Source organism: Paracoccus aeridis, assembly GCF_004923205.2.
GTDB lineage: Bacteria > Pseudomonadota > Alphaproteobacteria > Rhodobacterales > Rhodobacteraceae > Paracoccus > Paracoccus aeridis.
On the sequence record NZ_SELD02000018.1, the window covers coordinates 437,663 to 451,474 of the forward strand.

At 72.2% G+C, this 13,812-nt stretch carries 18 protein-coding genes; all 18 read right to left on the minus strand.

Going from position 1 to position 13,812, the window contains the following annotated elements; all coding sequences use genetic code 11:
* Nucleotides 1-38: 38 nt before the first annotated feature.
* Entirely contained in the window at nucleotides 39-467 is a 429-nt protein-coding gene (locus tag ELI80_RS08840) for a C40 family peptidase (RefSeq protein WP_136650718.1), read from the minus strand.
* The gene (locus ELI80_RS08845) at nucleotides 464-1,312 is read right to left on the minus strand and encodes a phage/gene transfer agent baseplate hub protein (protein ID WP_136650719.1); all 849 of its coding nucleotides are present in this window, start codon (nucleotides 1,310-1,312) and stop codon (nucleotides 464-466) included. Before ELI80_RS08845 ends, ELI80_RS08840 begins: the two co-directional genes overlap by 4 nt.
* Complete coding sequence (locus ELI80_RS08850) at nucleotides 1,309-1,941, minus strand: DUF2460 domain-containing protein (protein ID WP_136650720.1); 633 nt, start codon at nucleotides 1,939-1,941, stop codon at nucleotides 1,309-1,311. The genes ELI80_RS08845 and ELI80_RS08850 overlap by 4 nt, the downstream gene beginning before the upstream one ends.
* Complete coding sequence (locus ELI80_RS08855; RefSeq protein WP_136650721.1) at nucleotides 1,941-2,585, minus strand: RcGTA-type gene transfer agent tail tape measure protein; 645 nt, start codon at nucleotides 2,583-2,585, stop codon at nucleotides 1,941-1,943. The genes ELI80_RS08850 and ELI80_RS08855 overlap by 1 nt, the downstream gene beginning before the upstream one ends.
* A gap of 58 nt (nucleotides 2,586-2,643) precedes the next feature.
* Entirely contained in the window at nucleotides 2,644-2,868 is a 225-nt protein-coding gene (locus ELI80_RS08860) for a rcc01693 family protein (protein WP_268939860.1), read from the minus strand.
* Nucleotides 2,865-3,179: a gene transfer agent family protein gene (locus ELI80_RS08865; RefSeq protein WP_136650722.1), complete on the minus strand. Its 315-nt coding sequence runs from the start codon at nucleotides 3,177-3,179 to the stop codon at nucleotides 2,865-2,867. The genes ELI80_RS08860 and ELI80_RS08865 overlap by 4 nt, the downstream gene beginning before the upstream one ends.
* A gap of 11 nt (nucleotides 3,180-3,190) precedes the next feature.
* Nucleotides 3,191-3,604 carry a phage major tail protein, TP901-1 family gene (locus ELI80_RS08870; RefSeq protein WP_131673910.1) on the minus strand — a complete coding sequence of 138 codons (414 nt, stop codon included), beginning with the start codon at nucleotides 3,602-3,604 and terminating at the stop codon, nucleotides 3,191-3,193.
* Between the two features lie 12 nt (nucleotides 3,605-3,616).
* The gene (locus ELI80_RS08875; RefSeq protein WP_136650723.1) at nucleotides 3,617-4,051 is read right to left on the minus strand and encodes a DUF3168 domain-containing protein; all 435 of its coding nucleotides are present in this window, start codon (nucleotides 4,049-4,051) and stop codon (nucleotides 3,617-3,619) included.
* Nucleotides 4,048-4,371 carry a head-tail adaptor protein gene (locus tag ELI80_RS08880; RefSeq protein ID WP_136650724.1) on the minus strand — a complete coding sequence of 108 codons (324 nt, stop codon included), beginning with the start codon at nucleotides 4,369-4,371 and terminating at the stop codon, nucleotides 4,048-4,050. Before ELI80_RS08880 ends, ELI80_RS08875 begins: the two co-directional genes overlap by 4 nt.
* Nucleotides 4,368-4,976, minus strand: coding sequence for a head-tail connector protein (locus ELI80_RS08885; RefSeq protein ID WP_136650725.1), 609 nt, complete (start codon nucleotides 4,974-4,976; stop codon nucleotides 4,368-4,370). Before ELI80_RS08885 ends, ELI80_RS08880 begins: the two co-directional genes overlap by 4 nt.
* Nucleotides 4,977-5,119: 143 nt before the next feature.
* Nucleotides 5,120-6,295 carry a phage major capsid protein gene (locus ELI80_RS08890; RefSeq protein WP_201740589.1) on the minus strand — a complete coding sequence of 392 codons (1,176 nt, stop codon included), beginning with the start codon at nucleotides 6,293-6,295 and terminating at the stop codon, nucleotides 5,120-5,122.
* A 135-nt stretch (nucleotides 6,296-6,430) separates the two neighbouring features.
* Complete coding sequence (locus tag ELI80_RS08895) at nucleotides 6,431-7,015, minus strand: HK97 family phage prohead protease (protein WP_136650726.1); 585 nt, start codon at nucleotides 7,013-7,015, stop codon at nucleotides 6,431-6,433.
* A gap of 6 nt (nucleotides 7,016-7,021) precedes the next feature.
* Entirely contained in the window at nucleotides 7,022-7,255 is a 234-nt protein-coding gene (locus ELI80_RS08900) for a GTA head formation protein, RCAP_rcc01685 family (RefSeq protein WP_131673916.1), read from the minus strand.
* 1 nt (nucleotide 7,256) lies between these two features.
* Nucleotides 7,257-8,471, minus strand: a complete 1,215-nt coding sequence (locus tag ELI80_RS08905) for a phage portal protein (RefSeq protein ID WP_136650727.1) — start codon at nucleotides 8,469-8,471, stop codon at nucleotides 7,257-7,259.
* Between the two features lie 145 nt (nucleotides 8,472-8,616).
* Entirely contained in the window at nucleotides 8,617-9,957 is a 1,341-nt protein-coding gene (locus ELI80_RS08910) for a DNA-packaging protein (protein WP_136650728.1), read from the minus strand.
* Nucleotides 9,908-10,294: a permease gene (locus ELI80_RS08915; protein ID WP_136650729.1), complete on the minus strand. Its 387-nt coding sequence runs from the start codon at nucleotides 10,292-10,294 to the stop codon at nucleotides 9,908-9,910. The genes ELI80_RS08910 and ELI80_RS08915 overlap by 50 nt, the downstream gene beginning before the upstream one ends.
* 1,008 nt (nucleotides 10,295-11,302) lie before the next feature.
* On the minus strand, nucleotides 11,303-12,484 hold the full coding sequence (gene mltG / locus ELI80_RS08920; protein ID WP_201740593.1) for an endolytic transglycosylase MltG: 1,182 nt from the start codon (nucleotides 12,482-12,484) through the stop codon (nucleotides 11,303-11,305).
* Entirely contained in the window at nucleotides 12,484-13,746 is a 1,263-nt protein-coding gene (gene fabF / locus ELI80_RS08925) for a beta-ketoacyl-ACP synthase II (protein ID WP_136650731.1), read from the minus strand. Before fabF ends, mltG begins: the two co-directional genes overlap by 1 nt.
* Between the last annotated feature and the right edge of the window lie 66 nt (nucleotides 13,747-13,812).

Below are 13,812 nucleotides of genomic sequence, written 5' to 3' on the forward strand. Positions count from 1 at the left end.
TCAAACTGCATCGGCCGCCCCCATGGGCGACCCGGTTCTCACGCGCCCGGAATCGCGAACCGCGCCGCCACCCGCGCCCGCCACGGCGCGGAAAGCGGGCTCTCGACGACGCCGTGGCGGTCGTAGGCATGGACGAACCGCGCATCCTCGCCGGCCTGCGACAGGATCCCCAGGTGCTTGGCCACAGCGCCCTCGCGCATGCGGAACAGCAGCACCTGCCCCTCCGCCCACCCGCCCGTCACCTGCGCCATGTGCCGCAGGCCCGCCGCCATCAGCAGCTCCTCCCGCCCCGTCTCGCCCCAGTCGGCGGTGTAGGGCGGCGGCACCTCCGGCTCCTCCCCGAGGATCTCGCGCCAGACCCCGCGGACCAGGCCGAGACAGTCCGCCCCCGCCCCCCGCACCGACGCCTGGTGGACGTAGGGCGTCCCGATCCAGCCCCGGGCCGCAGCCACGACCCGCGCGCTCACCGCGCACCGCCGTTCTGCGGCGAGATCAGCCAGTCCTCGGGCGGCAGATGCGGGAAGCCCCGGAAGTTCAGGAAGTTCTGGAACTTCAGCCGGCAGGTCGCGGGCCGCTTGTCGCACCCGGCGGTCAGTCGCACCCGGGCGCCCGGCGCGGGCACCAGACCCGTCGCGGCCCACAGCTCGATCAGCCGCATCGGCCCCTCCTGCCGGTCCTGCTTGATCGCGCCTTCCAGCCCGTGCGCCGCGCCGTCCAGCACCGTCAGCGTCCCGCCCTCGAACCAGCCCTGGTCGTAGCCCTGCACGTCCGGCAGCGTGAAGCGCACGCCGTCCCTGACCGACGCCACCACCGTCTCGACCCGGTAGCCGGGACGGGCCAGGTCCGCCTTGCAGCGCCCGTCGCCCAGCCTTGCCGCGCATCGCGGGTGATAGACCCGGCCGAGGGGCACGTTCAGCGCCTCGGACAGCCCGCGCAGCTCGGCCCGGAACGCGCCGTCGGCGCGCGTGACCTCGCCCAGCGCGCCGCGGAACAGCAGGCGCCGGTTGGCGGTGTCCTGCCAGTCCACCTCCCACAGCCGCACGTCGGCCGCGTCCCACCGGCCCGCGCGGAGGTCCGTCTCCGTGATCGCGTCGTCCGACAGGATCCCCTGCGCCTCGGTGTTGTCCACCGACAGGCCGAGGCCCTGCACGACCGCCCGCGCCGTCAGCCCGCCATCGGGGCGGAACGCGATCCCCTCGAACCGCAGCACGGCGTCGTGGTCGGTGAAACCCAGCACCACCCCGTCGGCCCGCGTGACGGCCCATGCGCGCGCGAGCGTCGTCGTGGCGCCCCCTTCGACGGCGCCGCTCACAGCCGCACCTCGATCACCGGCACCTGCGGCAGGTCGCCCGCTTGGAACGAGGCGACTGACACCGCAATCCGGTCCGTGTCGAACCGCACCGGCACGTCGAACTCGAACCCGGCGGTGATCGGCGCGCCCGGGCCGGGGGCATCCGCAAACGTCACGACCCCGGTCGCAAGGTTCACGGCGTAATGCACCCCCTCCACCTGCGCGTCCCCGCCGATCCCCACCAGCACCGTCCCCACCACCGGCTTCGCGATCGGTCGCCAGTAGTCGGCGGGACCGGATCGGTAGAGCTTGCGCAGCGCAAAGCTGCGCGTCACCCCGTCGCCCGCGCCGATCGGCTGGTCATCCAGCGCCGGCGCCGCGCTCGGGGCGCAGCTCTTGAAGTCGGCCCAGTCCTTCCAGCGGAACCCGTGCAGCTGGCCCGCGCGCGCCTCGTAGAACGCGATCAGCGCCGCCACGTCGTCTAGGCTCCGCAGCCCCAGCCCCGCGTCATAGCGCCGGCGCGAATGCGCCCACGGAGAGTTCCGTTCCTCATACCCGTTCGTCAGCGCGACGATCTCGGTCCGCCGCTCGGGGCCGCCCACCGATCCGAAGGACAGGTTGGCGGGAAATCTGGTCTCGTGAAACGCCATCAGCTGTTCCTTTCCCCCCGCGCCAGCGCGCGGCTCATCTGCGCGGCGATCTGGCTGTGGCTGCGCTGGAAGCCCGCGACGTCGGGCGTGGTCACGTTGACGGTGACGTTGACCGCCCGCCCGCCCCCGCCGGGTGCTGCGACACCAAGCCGCCCGTCCGCGCCGCGCCGCAGCGGCATGATCGCCTCCGGCCCCGCCTCGCCCATGAGGCCGGTGGCGCCCCGCATCGGAAAGTAGGTCGGATCGGTCACGACCCCGCCACGCGCGAAGGCCGTGACGCGCCCCTGCGAGAACGCGCCGCCCTGCGCGAAGGGCTGCGCCGAACCGATCGCGCCGCCCACCGCCTGCGCCATCGCCCCCGCGACCGCGCCCTGCACGGGCCGCATGGCGACGGCGAACACCGCGTCGGCCATGTTGCGCGCGATCCCCTTCAGCGCGTCCTGCAGCCGCATCCCGTCGAACACGACGCCGTCGAACGCCCGCCGCAGCCCCGACCCGAAGCCCGTGGTCAGCGACCCGATCTCGCGCCCGGTGTCGCCCATCGTCGCCTGCAGGCGGCTCAGCTCGCGCTCGAAGGTCGCCGTCATGCGGCCGGCCTGGTCGAACTCGTCGCCCAGCCGGTCGAACCCATCCTTGTCGGCCATCCCGCCCTCCTGAAATCGAAGGGCCGGCGTCGCCGCCGGCCCGTTGTCGTGTGCGCCCTCAATCCGGGAACTTCGCCGCAAGATCGGCGAGCCGCCCGCGCGTCATCGCCTGCGCGCCCCCGCCCGGCTCGATCCCCAACATCAGCGCCAGTTCGGCCGGGGTCAGCGCCCAGAACTGGGACGGGGTGAGCCGCAGCCACACCATCCCCGCGCGCATCAGCCCCGGCCAGTCGAGCCCCTGCGCGGAGGCCTGACCAGCACCCTGCCCGGCAGCCTCGCTCACGCCGGCCCCGCGAACGCCCGCGCCAGCAGCTCCGCCGCGGCGCGCGCGCCCTCCATCGGGCCGCCGCGCAGGTCGGCGGTCATCAGATCCTCCGCCTCGCCCTGCCAGCCTCCGGCGCGCAGCCCCGCGACCAGCACCGCGATCACGTCGGATGCCGAGAAAGCGCCCCCCTCGAAGCGCCCGATCAGCGCCACCAGGCTGTCGGCCTTCATTTCGGCCTCCAGCGCGGCAAGCGCCCCCAGCGTCAGCTTGGCCGCGTGCCGCCGCCCGTCGATCCAGACGGCGACTTCGCCCGCATGGGGGTTCGCCACCTCCCGCGCCCTCACAGCGCGACGAAGGTCAGCGCGCCTGCGCTGGCCATCGTCATCTCGTAGGTGGCCTCGCCGTTGTAGCTGCCCGAATATTCCAGCCCCGTGATCTGGAATCGCCCCTCGACGACGCCGAAATGCGGGATCACGACCTGGAACCGCGGCACCTCGCCGTCAAAGAACACCTGCCGGGCGCGCCCGTCCGTCCCCTCGTCCCGGAACACCCCGGAACCGGAGATCGAGGCCGACCGCACCCCCGCGCCCGCCAGCAGCTCGCGCCAGCCGCCCTGGCTTTCAAGGCTCGTGACGTCCACGCTCTGCGCGTTGAAGCCCAGCCGCGTGGCGCGCAGCCCCGCGATAGTCTGGAACGTGCCGTCGCCGGCCATGTCCATCTTGATGAGCAGGTCACGCCCGTTCTGCACCGCCATCTTCCCGTCTCCTCACAAATGTTTCGCGGCAAGGTCGACGGCGGCGCGGAACGTCATGTCCACCCGCCGCCCGGCCCCGCCATCCGCGCGCCGGGCGCGCCCGCGCAGGAACCACAGCCCCGCGACATGCCCCCGGTCCAGTTCCAGCGCCGCCTGTTCCAGCGCCGCCGTCACGGCAGCCGCGGCGGCCTTCACGCCCGCGAAGCCGCCGCCGCCCTCGTCGGCCCCCGACAGGACCGAGATTACGAAGTCATGCCGGGCGGCGGGCGCGGTCATGTCGCCCGCGTCGCTCACGTCCTCGGGGCCGAGCGCCACGTAGACGCCACTGGGTGCGCTGACCGGCATCGCGTCGTAGATCGCGTCGCCGACCAGCTCGCCCAGCGCCTCGTCCTCCCGCAGCGCCTGGTAGACCGCGCCCTGCAGCGCGGCGGATGCTTGATAGCTCATGCCTGCCTCTCCTCTCTTGCGGTGCAGACCAGCCAGCGCCCCGACGGGTCCGCCTCGGCCACGGCGTCGATGGGGAACAGCCGCGCGCCCATGCGGAAGCGCTGCCCCGGCGCGGGGCGGCGCGGATCGCCCTCGGGCGCGCCGCGCACGGTGATCTTCCAGCCGACCACGCTTTCGGGCCCGACCTCGCCCTGTCCGATACGGCCGGACCCGCCCTGCATGGTGGCGAAGATCCGCCCCAGCACCGCCCAGCGGACGACGTAGCCGCCCAGCCCGTCGCCGACCCGCCGCGGGGCTTCCAGGAGCAAGGGCACGCTCATGCCCGCCCCCCGCGACCCGCCAGCGTGCGGACCTGCCGCCAGCGGTCGAGCAGCGCGCCGACCGCGAACGGCACCGCCGCGCTTTGCTGCGGATCGCCCCGATCCTCGTGGTAGCGGGCGGCCAGCATGATCGCGGCCTGCGCCAGGTCCGCGGGCACCCCGGCCCAGGTCTCGCCGAAGCCCGCGGTGAAGCGGACCGTGACGAACCCGTTGACCGGGATCGAGGGCAGCCACCCGCCCGAAGGCACCAGCGCCGGCCGCTGCGCGTCGGGAACCAGCCGCCAGGCATCCGGCCCGGTCGCGGTGACCCGCCCGGCCGCGTCCGTGACCTCCACCGCCTCGACCGACGCGACCGGCGCCAGCGGCAGCGGCTGGCGGGCGGGGTCGCGCCATTCCTCCAGCCGCAGGCGGAACGCGCGGCGCAGCAGCACCTTGCCGGTGCGGGCCTCGATCGTGGCGATGGCGGCGCGCAGGAACCCCGCCAGCGCGGCGTCCTCGGCGGCGTCGGTCGCCATCTCGAACCCCGTCGCCAGCCGCAGGTAACCGCGCAGCGCGGCCACGGGCAGCGCGCCCGCGTCGGGCGCCGCTTCCTCGACAAGCATCATCCTGAAACCTCCCGTTCCTTGCGTTTCATCCGATCGGCGGCATCAAAGACGGGGGGCGCGCCTGCGCGCCTGCCACAGCGCGTGCGGACAGTGCTGTGCCGCCACGGCAAGCACCCATGCGCGCCCCCCGCTCCGGCCGTGGATCAGCCGAAGACGAGGAACTTGACCGCGCGCGGATCGGTCAGGCCGCCGCCCACGCGCTTGGTCGCGTAGAACAGGACGTGCGGCTTGGCCGAGAACGGGTCGCGCAGGACGCGCAGCTCGGGACGCTCGGCGATCGTATAGGCGGCGGCGAAGTCACCGAAGGCGACGCCGACCTTCGCGGACCCGAAGTCGTGCATGTCCTCGCAGATCACGACCGGATAGCCGAGCAGGCGCGCGGGCTGCCCGGCAGCGAGCGAATCCGCCCAGATGAAGCGGCCTTCCGTGTCGCGCAGCTTGCGGATCTCCATCGCGATGCGCGAGTTCATGACGAACGCGGCGTTGGCCCGATAGGGCGCGCCCAGCGCGTATGTCATCTCGATCAGCAGCCCCGCCGGGTCGGAGCCGAGCGTAAGCGCGTTGCCGGTGTTGACGCGCCCGATCTGCATCTCGGTCGCGGTCTTGTAATGGACGGTCGGGTAGGTGAGCAGACCCTTGGGCTTGTCCACGCCATCGCCGTTCAGGAAAGCCGAGGCCTCGGCGCGCGCGAAGCGTTCCGCGATGCGGGCAGCGAGCCAGCCTTCCAGGTCGAAGGCCGCGTCGTCCAGCAGGCGCTGGCTGACCTTCGGCATCGCCGACAGCTCGTGCAGCGGGATCGACACCCGGTCCACGCGCGGCGCGTCGGTCTCGACCACGGCGCCCTCGCCCGACCAGCCGCTGCCCATGTCGGCCTTGTCGACCAGCACCTCGTAGGACGGCGAATCGACCTGGACCACCGTGGCGAGCGCGCGAAGCGAGCCGCCGTTGCGCAGCGCGTCCTGCACGTCGGCCGAGATCTGCGGCGCGGCGAGGAAGCCGCCGTCGGTGGCGACGGTGATGCCCTTTTCCTCCAGGACAAGGCCGCGCAGCGCGGAATCGTCGCCCTGGCGCAGATAGGCGGCGAACGCCTTCTGGTGCGGCGCCTCGGTCTCGGCGGCCGAGGACAGGGGCGCGCGGCCCCGGATGGCGGTCTTGCGGTCCAGCATGGTCATGCGGTTTTCCTGTGCTTGCAGTTTCGTCTCGATCGTCTCGCGAAAGCGGGTCAGTTCGCCCACGAACTCGGCCATCGCGCCCTTCACCCCGGCGGGCGCGCCGGTCCCCGTGGGCACCGTCCCCTCCGCAGCGTTTCCGTCGGTCATCCCGGTCCTCTCCTTCCTCGGTGTCGGCGGCCCGCGCTCTCCGGCGCAGCCGCCCGCAGCCGGCGAAGGTCCTCCCCTCGCCGGATCCCCTTGCGGCCCGCCCCGCGTCGCGGTCAGGGCCGGATGTCGGTCAGATCACGCGCCCCTGAGCGCGCGGGCAGCGTCGCGCAAGGCGGCCGAAAACTCTGCCGCCCCGTCGGCGGCTTCTTCCGCCGCGGCCGCCTCGTCGCGGTCCCCGGACTTCCGCCCGACCTTCGCCTCGGGCAGCATGGGGAACGTCACCAGCGACACCTCCCACAGCTCGACCTCGGTCAGCAGCCGGTGCCCTTCCGGGCTGCGCTCGGCCCTGACGGTGCGATAGCCGATCGACAGCCCGTCGATCGCGCCCGCCTGGACCAGCGCCGCGGCCTCGCGCGCCTGCGCGACCTCGGACAGCAGCCGCCCCCGGACCCACAGCCCGCGCGCATCCTCGCGGATCTCGTCCCAGACCCCGATCGGGCGCATCGGATCGTGCTGCCACAGCATCCGCACCTTGTCGCCGCGCCCGGCAAGCTTCGACAGGCTCGCCGCATAGGCGCCCGGCATCACCTTGTCGCCGCCCTGGTCCGCCAGCCCGAACAGGCTCGCATAGCCCTCGATCACGGTCCCGGCGTCGGTCGTGGTCAGCACCGGCGCGCCGCCCGCGAACTTCACCTCAAGCCCCAACTCGTCCATTCTCATGCGCCTTCAGCCCCCTTTCGGCCCAAATTGCAGGATCGACTGGACCGCCTGCGTCAGGATCACGGCCACCACGCCGTAGACGGTCATCCACAGCCGCTTCTCCAGCCCCTCGATCAGCGACTCGATCCGCTCCAGCCGCCGGTCCACCTGCCCGAACTGCAGCGCCATGATCCGCTCCTGCGTGGCGAAGCGCTGGTCGTGCCAGTCGAACGGCTCCTTCCCGAACCTCGACCCCTCCATCTCAGCCGCCCGCAGCGGCGTCGCCGGACAGCGGCGGCAGCCCCAGCGCCGCCCGCTTCTCGCCCTGCGTGAGGAAGTCGGCGGCCCCCACCCGCGCCCAGTGCTGGTCGCGCTCCGCCGCCAGCGCCGGGATCTGGTCGAGGTCGGGCTTCAGGTCCACCTCGGCCCCCAGATGCTCCGACAGCCACCACGCGACCCCGGCCGCGACCCGGCTGACCAGCGGCAGGACGGTCAGGCGATAGAACGCCCGATGCGCCTCGGCATAGTTGGCGTAGGTCGCGTCCCCGGGGATCCCGATCAGCATCGGCGGCACCCCGAACGCCTGCGCGATCTCGCGCGCGGCGGCCGTCTTGGTCTCCTGGAACTCCATGTCCGAGGGCGAGAATCCCATCGGCTTCCAGTCGAGCCCGCCCTCCAGCAGCATCGGGCGGCCCGCGTTGCGCGCGCCCTGGTGATGCATCTCCATCTCGCAGACGAGCCGGTCGTACTGGTCGGGGCTCAACAGCCCCTGCCCGTCCGCCCCCTTGTAGACGATCGCCCCCGAAGGCCGCGCGGCGTTGTCCAGAAGCGCCTTGGACCACGCGCTCGCACTGTTGTGCACGTCGATCGCGACCGCCGCCGCCTGCATCGGCGACAGCCCGTAGTGATCGTCGAGCGGATGGAAGCTGCGGACGTGGCAGATCGGATCGGGCGACCCGGTCATGTCGAACCGGTGCTTCCGCCCGCCCAGCGCATAGTCGTAGGCCACCGGCCAGCCATCCGCGCCCGGCACGATGCTGACCCGGTCCGACCGCAGCACGTGCAGTTCGACCGGAAGCTCCGCCCCCTCGGCCGACACCGCCTCCAGATACCCGTTCCCCGACAGAAGCAGCTGCCCGAACAGCGACTCGAACAGCTCCGCCCGGCCCTGCCCCGGGTTGGGCCGCCGCAGCAGGTCCAGGACCGGGTGCACGTCATAGCGGCGCTTCGCATCCTGGCACACCAGCGGCACCGCGGCGGCGGCTTCCGCCACCAGCTTCACCGCGCGGAACCCGACCGGGTTGCCGGTGAACCCCGCCCGCGTCAGGCTCCCCACGTCGCGGGGCGACCACACCACCCGCCCCGCGCCCGAGGCGAGCGCCACCACCCGCCCGGTCGCGCTCGCCTTCGTCTCGACCTGCGCGGGGGCGGCGGCATCCGCCTGCCCGTTCCCGCGTCCGAACCACCGCCCTGCCATGCGCCTCTCCTCGTCTGCCATGAAAAAGGGGCCGCCCCGCGAGGCCGCCCCTTCCCGTCCCGCACCCGCGACCGTTGGGCCGGACGAGCGCATCTTCTGTCTGCAAGTATCCCGGGGTCCGGGGCAGCGCCCCGGCTTGCGGCGGCTACAGCCTCCGCACCTGCGGCCGCCGGTACTGCCCCGCCGGCTCGATCATCAGCTCGTGGATCGCCCAGACCAGCGCATCCAGCCGGTCCGGCGACCCCCGCCCCTCGAACCCCCTGACCGTCATCCGGCACATCTGGTCCTCGAGCGTGCCGAGGCCCCGCAGGTGCCGCACCCGGCCCTGCTCGTACAGGGCGGCGACGGGTTCCGCCCGCAGCCCCTTGCCGCGCCCGGCCCGCAGGCTGCGGAACGGCACCAGCGGGTCCACCTGCCGGATCACGCTTTCCACCAGGTCGCCGCCCTGGTTCACCTCGGCGACCAGCCGCTCGGCCCCGTGCCGCTCCATCGCGGCGATGGCGGCGCGCGCCCAGTCAAGCGGCCCGCCCCGGACCGACACATCCTCGAGCACGTAGGCCCGCCACTCCTGCGGCGGCCCGTCGCAGACAACGCCCGCGACGATGATCCCGCACTCGTCGCTGGCGGCACCCCCCGTCACCGACGGGTCCACCGCGACCACGATCCGGTCCAGCTTCGGCGCCGCATCGACGCGCCCCGCCTCGATCGCGGCGGTCGCCCACAGCGCCCCTTCCACGTCGTCCAGCAGCACCCCCTCCAGCTCCTGCCGGCCGAGCCGCGTGCCCGCATAGCGCGCCTCGACCTCGGCGAGAAAGCTCTCTGCCAGATAGGCCCGGTTCGCATCGGTGGGGGCATGCGTCACGACCGTCGACGCGTTCCGCAGGATCGCCTTCAGGACGCCGACGTTGCGCGGCGTCGTCGTGACGACCTGCTGCGGGTGGCGGCCCAGCCGCAGCGCGAACTGCAGCATGTCCCAGGTCTCCTCCGCCTTCTTCCACTTGGCGAGCTCGTCCGCCCATGCCGCGTCGAACTGCGGCCCCCGCAGCGCCTCCGGCTCGTGCGCCGAAAACACCGTCGCCGTCGCGCCGTTCGGCCAGACGAGCCTGCGCCGCCCTGCCTCCCACACCGGGCGGCGGTCGGGGGGCGAGCAGGCGAGGATCCCCGAATCCCCCATCACCATCACGTCGCGCCCCTGGTCGAACGTCTCGGCCACCAGCGCCACGCGGCGGGCGCGGCCCGGGCCGAGCGGAGTCGCCCCCTCGACCTGCGCCCGCACCCACTCGGACCCGGCGCGGGTCTTGCCCGCGCCGCGCCCGCCCATGATCACCCACGACTTCCAGTCGCCGCCGGGCGGCAACTGGTGCGGCAGGGCCCAGAACTCGAACAGCCACGGCAGGCTGGCCAGCGCGTTCTCGGTCAGGCCGGCGAGGAACGCGTCAACCTCCTCCGGCCCGGCGCAGGCAAGCCAGGCGGCGCCCGATCTCATCTCGTGCGGCGGCAAGGTCGAGCGTTCCGCCCCCGGCATCCCCGCCGATGTCGCGGGATATCTCTCTGCGAAGCTTGTCAAGCTTTCCCCTTTCCTCCAGCACCAGATGCGCCGCCGCGCGCAGGTCGCGCGCCAGCTGCCGGCTGTCCTTCACCTGATCGAACTCGCCCGCCTCGACCTTCTGCCGCGCCTTTTCCAGGTCGTCGGCATAGCTGTGGAAAAGCCCCTCCCACAGGTCGAGCACGGACCTCCGCGCCTCGGCCGCGGCACCGCTCGCGGTACCGGCCGGGAACGGACCTTCCGGCGCCACCGGCCCCGGATCGAACGTCATATCCATGTATGTCTGCCCTGCCCCTCGTGTGCCTGTCCGCACGAGCAGAGAAACGAAAAAGCGGCCCGTCAGGCTTGTCGCCCCGGCCGCTTGCCCACCTCTCCCAGCATGTGTTTGTTCTACATCCGACCGTTCGCAAAGTCAATCCGCAACGCGGACGGGGGCCGGTGAGAAATACGAATTACTAATATTGGTCAACCGGTTACAAGGCGCAACACCCGCCGCACCAGCCGCAACACCACACGATTCCAGCCCCTCCGCACGTCCCTTGCACCGGCGCTGCTGAAGGAACGGTCCACAAGCCCGATTCCAACCGGTGCGCCAAAGCCAGCAGCCCGGAGGGACGCTTCGGGCGGACCGGCGGGTGCATCGAAGGACCAGGAAGAAGCCATGCGAAACAATCGGCAAACGATCTGTCAGGGCGGTTCTGCTGAAGGCAACGGGCCACAAGCCCGTTTCCGAGCGGTGCGTCAACGCCAGCACTCCGGAGAGACGCGTCCGCCCGGGTGGGCGCGAACGCGCCCGCCAGGAGGCGGGCGGGCGCGTCCCGGTGCGCTTTGGGCGGACCGGCGGGAACATCGAAGGCCCGACGGAAGATCAGCCCCTACCGACGGGCAACGTGGCTCCGACCAGTCCCTCCTTGGGAAAGCGGGCACGCGGTTCTCCGACGTTGGCACTCGAACGGGATTGGTTGAGGTGCGCGGACCTGCAGGAAATCGAAGCACCAAAGGTGACCGGCATCCGCTCGACCGCAAGGAACGGACACGGCACACACACACGCCGTGCAGCTCGTTGACTCAGGTCGGGCCTGCCACCGGAACGGCCTTCAAACCCGGTCCCGGACCGTGCCACGGAGCCACCGCTCCGGACGGCCGCGCCAGCCGAAGGGCGGGCAGGCGCGTCACGGTGCGACTTCAGCGGACCCGGAAGCATTGTCTCGCGCGACCGCCTCACCCTGATGCTGAGTCGCCGACGGTGACAGACGCCTCGCGCCAGCCCCCGCTCGATCCCCGCTTAGTCCGCCGTCTGCACGGCGGACTCCGCCGCCGCCCCCTGCTGCGCCTCAATCTCGCGCCAGCGGGCGACGTTGGCCTCGTGCTCCTGCAGGGTCCGGGCAAAGGCGTGGCCGCCCGATCCGTCGGCCACGAAGAACAGGTAGTCCGTCTCCTCGGGGTTCAGCGCGGCCTCGATCGCGGCAAGGCCGGGGTTCGCGATCGGCGTCGGCGGCAGCCCCTCGATCACGTAGGTGTTGTAGGGCGTCCGCCGCTGCAGTTCCGACCGGCGCAGGCCGCGGTCAAGGATGCCGCGCCCCTCGGTCACGCCGTAGATCACGGTGGGATCCGTCTGCAGCCGCATCCCGTCGCGCAGGCGGTTGACGAAGACGCTGGCCACCACGCGCCGCTCGGACGGGATGCCGGTTTCCTTTTCCACGATCGACGCCATGATCAGCGCCTCCTCGGGGGTCTCGTAGGGCAGTCCGAAGGGCCGCGCCTCCCATGCGCGCGCCAGCCGCTCGGCTTGGGACGCGCGCATCCGCGCGACGAGCGCGCCGCGGTCGGCGCCCTTCTCGACCTCGTAGGTGTCCGGGGCGAGCGATCCCTCGGGCGGCACCGCGCCCGCCTCGCCGGCCATGAACGGAGCGGCCTTCAGCCCCTCGATGATCTGCCAGCTCGTCACGCCCTCGGCCACCGCCACCCGCAGCCGCGCGCCGGGCTGGGCGGTCGCCTGCGCGATCTGCACGGGCTCCTGCCCCGTCGCCGGGTCGTAGCTCGCGCGGTCCTCGTAGCGGCCGCTCGCCGGGTCCAGGTCGCGCAGCACGACGCTGTTGCCGCGCACGCCCACGCGGAACACGACCTCGGCCCCGCAGGTGGACGGCCCGCCCTCGGTCAGGGTCCTCACGACCTGCTGCATGCTGGCGTTCGGCGGCACCAGGTAGCTGCCGAACTTCAGCTGGTTCGCCTTGCCTTCGTAGTCCGCGCCCGTCCGCAGGATATAGGCGCTGGACACCACGCCCTGTTCCAGAAGCTGCTGGGACACGGCGTTCAGGCTCGCCCCCTGGGCCACGGTCACGCACTGCGCCGCGGCGCTGGGGCCGGGGTTCGTGTATTGCGCGCGCCCCCACGCGACCATGATCGCCATGCCGATCAGGATGACGACCAGCAGCGTCAGGAAGGTCGAGGCGATGCCGCGCCAGATCATCCGGCGACGCGTCCCACGATCAGGCTCGCGTTGGTGCCGCCGAACCCGAAGCTGTTGGACAGCGCCACGTCGATCTGCCGCCGGACGGCGGCGTTGGCGGCCAGGTCCACCGGCGTCTCGCGGGCGGGATTGTCCAGGTTGATCGTCGGCGGCGCGATCTGGTCGCGGATCGCGAGGATGCAGAAGATCGCCTCGACCGCGCCGGCCGCGCCCAGCAGGTGCCCGATCGACGACTTGGTGGACGACATGGTGACGCCGGACGCCGCATCGCCCAGCAGCCGCTCGACCGCGCCAAGCTCGATCGTGTCGGCCATGGTCGAGGTGCCGTGCGCGTTGATGTAGTCGATGTCCGCCGGCGCGAGCTTCGCGCGCTCCAGCGCGGCGCTCATCGAGCGGAAACCGCCGTCGCCGTCCTCGCTGGGGGCGGTGATGTGATAGGCGTCGCCCGACAGCGCATAGCCCAGCACCTCGGCATGGATCTTCGCGCCCCGCGCCTTCGCGTGCTCGTATTCCTCGAGGACGACCACCCCGGCGCCCTCGCCCATCACGAAGCCGTCGCGGTCGGCATCCCACGGGCGGCTCGCGGATTTCGGATCGTTGTCGCGCTTGGTGGACAGCGCCTTGCAGGCGTTGAACCCGGCGATCCCGATTTCCGAGATCGGCGCCTCGGCCCCGCCCGCGACCATCACGTCGGCGTCGCCGAAGGCGATCAGCCGGGCCGCGTCGCCGATGGCGTGGGCGCCGGTGGAACAGGCCGTGACGACCGCGTGGTTCGGACCCTTGAAGCCGAACCGGATCGACACCTGCCCGCTGACGAGGTTGATGAGCGAGCCGGGAATGAAGAACGGCGACACCCGCTTCGGCCCGCGTTCCTTGATCAGCACCGCCGTTTCCGCGATCGAGGTGAGCCCGCCGATCCCCGACCCGATCATGACGCCGGTCCGCAGCTTCTCCTCCTCGGAGGGGTCTTCCCAGCCCGCGTCCCGCACCGCCTGCACGGCTGCGGCCATCCCGTACAGGATGAAGTCGTCCACCTTGCGGCGGTCCTTCGGCTCCATCCAGTCGTCTGGGTTGAAGCTGCCGTCGCTGCCGTCCCCGAAGGGGATCTCGCAGGCGTATTTCGTGACCACCTCGGCCGGATCGAAGCGAGTGATGGGGCCTGCGCCCGACTGCCCGTCCAGAAGCCGCTTCCAGGTTTCCTCGACCCCGCTGGCAAGCGGAGTGACCATTCCCAGTCCCGTGACGACGACCCTGCGCATCGCGGCTCCTTCCCGTCTTTGACCGGCGCGATCCATACACGCGCCCCTTTCAGGGTGCAACGCCGC

What these genes read in the sequence shown, in the direction of transcription:
- ELI80_RS08850 (WP_136650720.1), bottom strand. Translation starts at nt 1,941, where the DNA reads ATGGCGTTTCACGAGACCAGATTTCCCGCCAACCTGTCCTTCGGATCG.
- ELI80_RS08855 (WP_136650721.1), bottom strand. Translation starts at nt 2,585, where the DNA reads ATGGCCGACAAGGATGGGTTCGACCGGCTGGGCGACGAGTTCGACCAG.
- ELI80_RS08870 (WP_131673910.1), bottom strand. Translation starts at nt 3,604, where the DNA reads ATGGCGGTGCAGAACGGGCGTGACCTGCTCATCAAGATGGACATGGCC.
- ELI80_RS08875 (WP_136650723.1), bottom strand. Translation starts at nt 4,051, where the DNA reads ATGAGCTATCAAGCATCCGCCGCGCTGCAGGGCGCGGTCTACCAGGCG.
- ELI80_RS08880 (WP_136650724.1), bottom strand. Translation starts at nt 4,371, where the DNA reads ATGAGCGTGCCCTTGCTCCTGGAAGCCCCGCGGCGGGTCGGCGACGGG.
- ELI80_RS08885 (WP_136650725.1), bottom strand. Translation starts at nt 4,976, where the DNA reads ATGATGCTTGTCGAGGAAGCGGCGCCCGACGCGGGCGCGCTGCCCGTG.
- ELI80_RS08890 (WP_201740589.1), bottom strand. Translation starts at nt 6,295, where the DNA reads ATGACCGACGGAAACGCTGCGGAGGGGACGGTGCCCACGGGGACCGGC.
- ELI80_RS08895 (WP_136650726.1), bottom strand. Translation starts at nt 7,015, where the DNA reads ATGAGAATGGACGAGTTGGGGCTTGAGGTGAAGTTCGCGGGCGGCGCG.
- ELI80_RS08900 (WP_131673916.1), bottom strand. Translation starts at nt 7,255, where the DNA reads ATGGAGGGGTCGAGGTTCGGGAAGGAGCCGTTCGACTGGCACGACCAG.
- ELI80_RS08905 (WP_136650727.1), bottom strand. Translation starts at nt 8,471, where the DNA reads ATGGCAGGGCGGTGGTTCGGACGCGGGAACGGGCAGGCGGATGCCGCC.
- ELI80_RS08910 (WP_136650728.1), bottom strand. Translation starts at nt 9,957, where the DNA reads ATGAGATCGGGCGCCGCCTGGCTTGCCTGCGCCGGGCCGGAGGAGGTT.
- ELI80_RS08915 (WP_136650729.1), bottom strand. Translation starts at nt 10,294, where the DNA reads ATGGATATGACGTTCGATCCGGGGCCGGTGGCGCCGGAAGGTCCGTTC.
- fabF (WP_136650731.1), bottom strand. Translation starts at nt 13,746, where the DNA reads ATGCGCAGGGTCGTCGTCACGGGACTGGGAATGGTCACTCCGCTTGCC.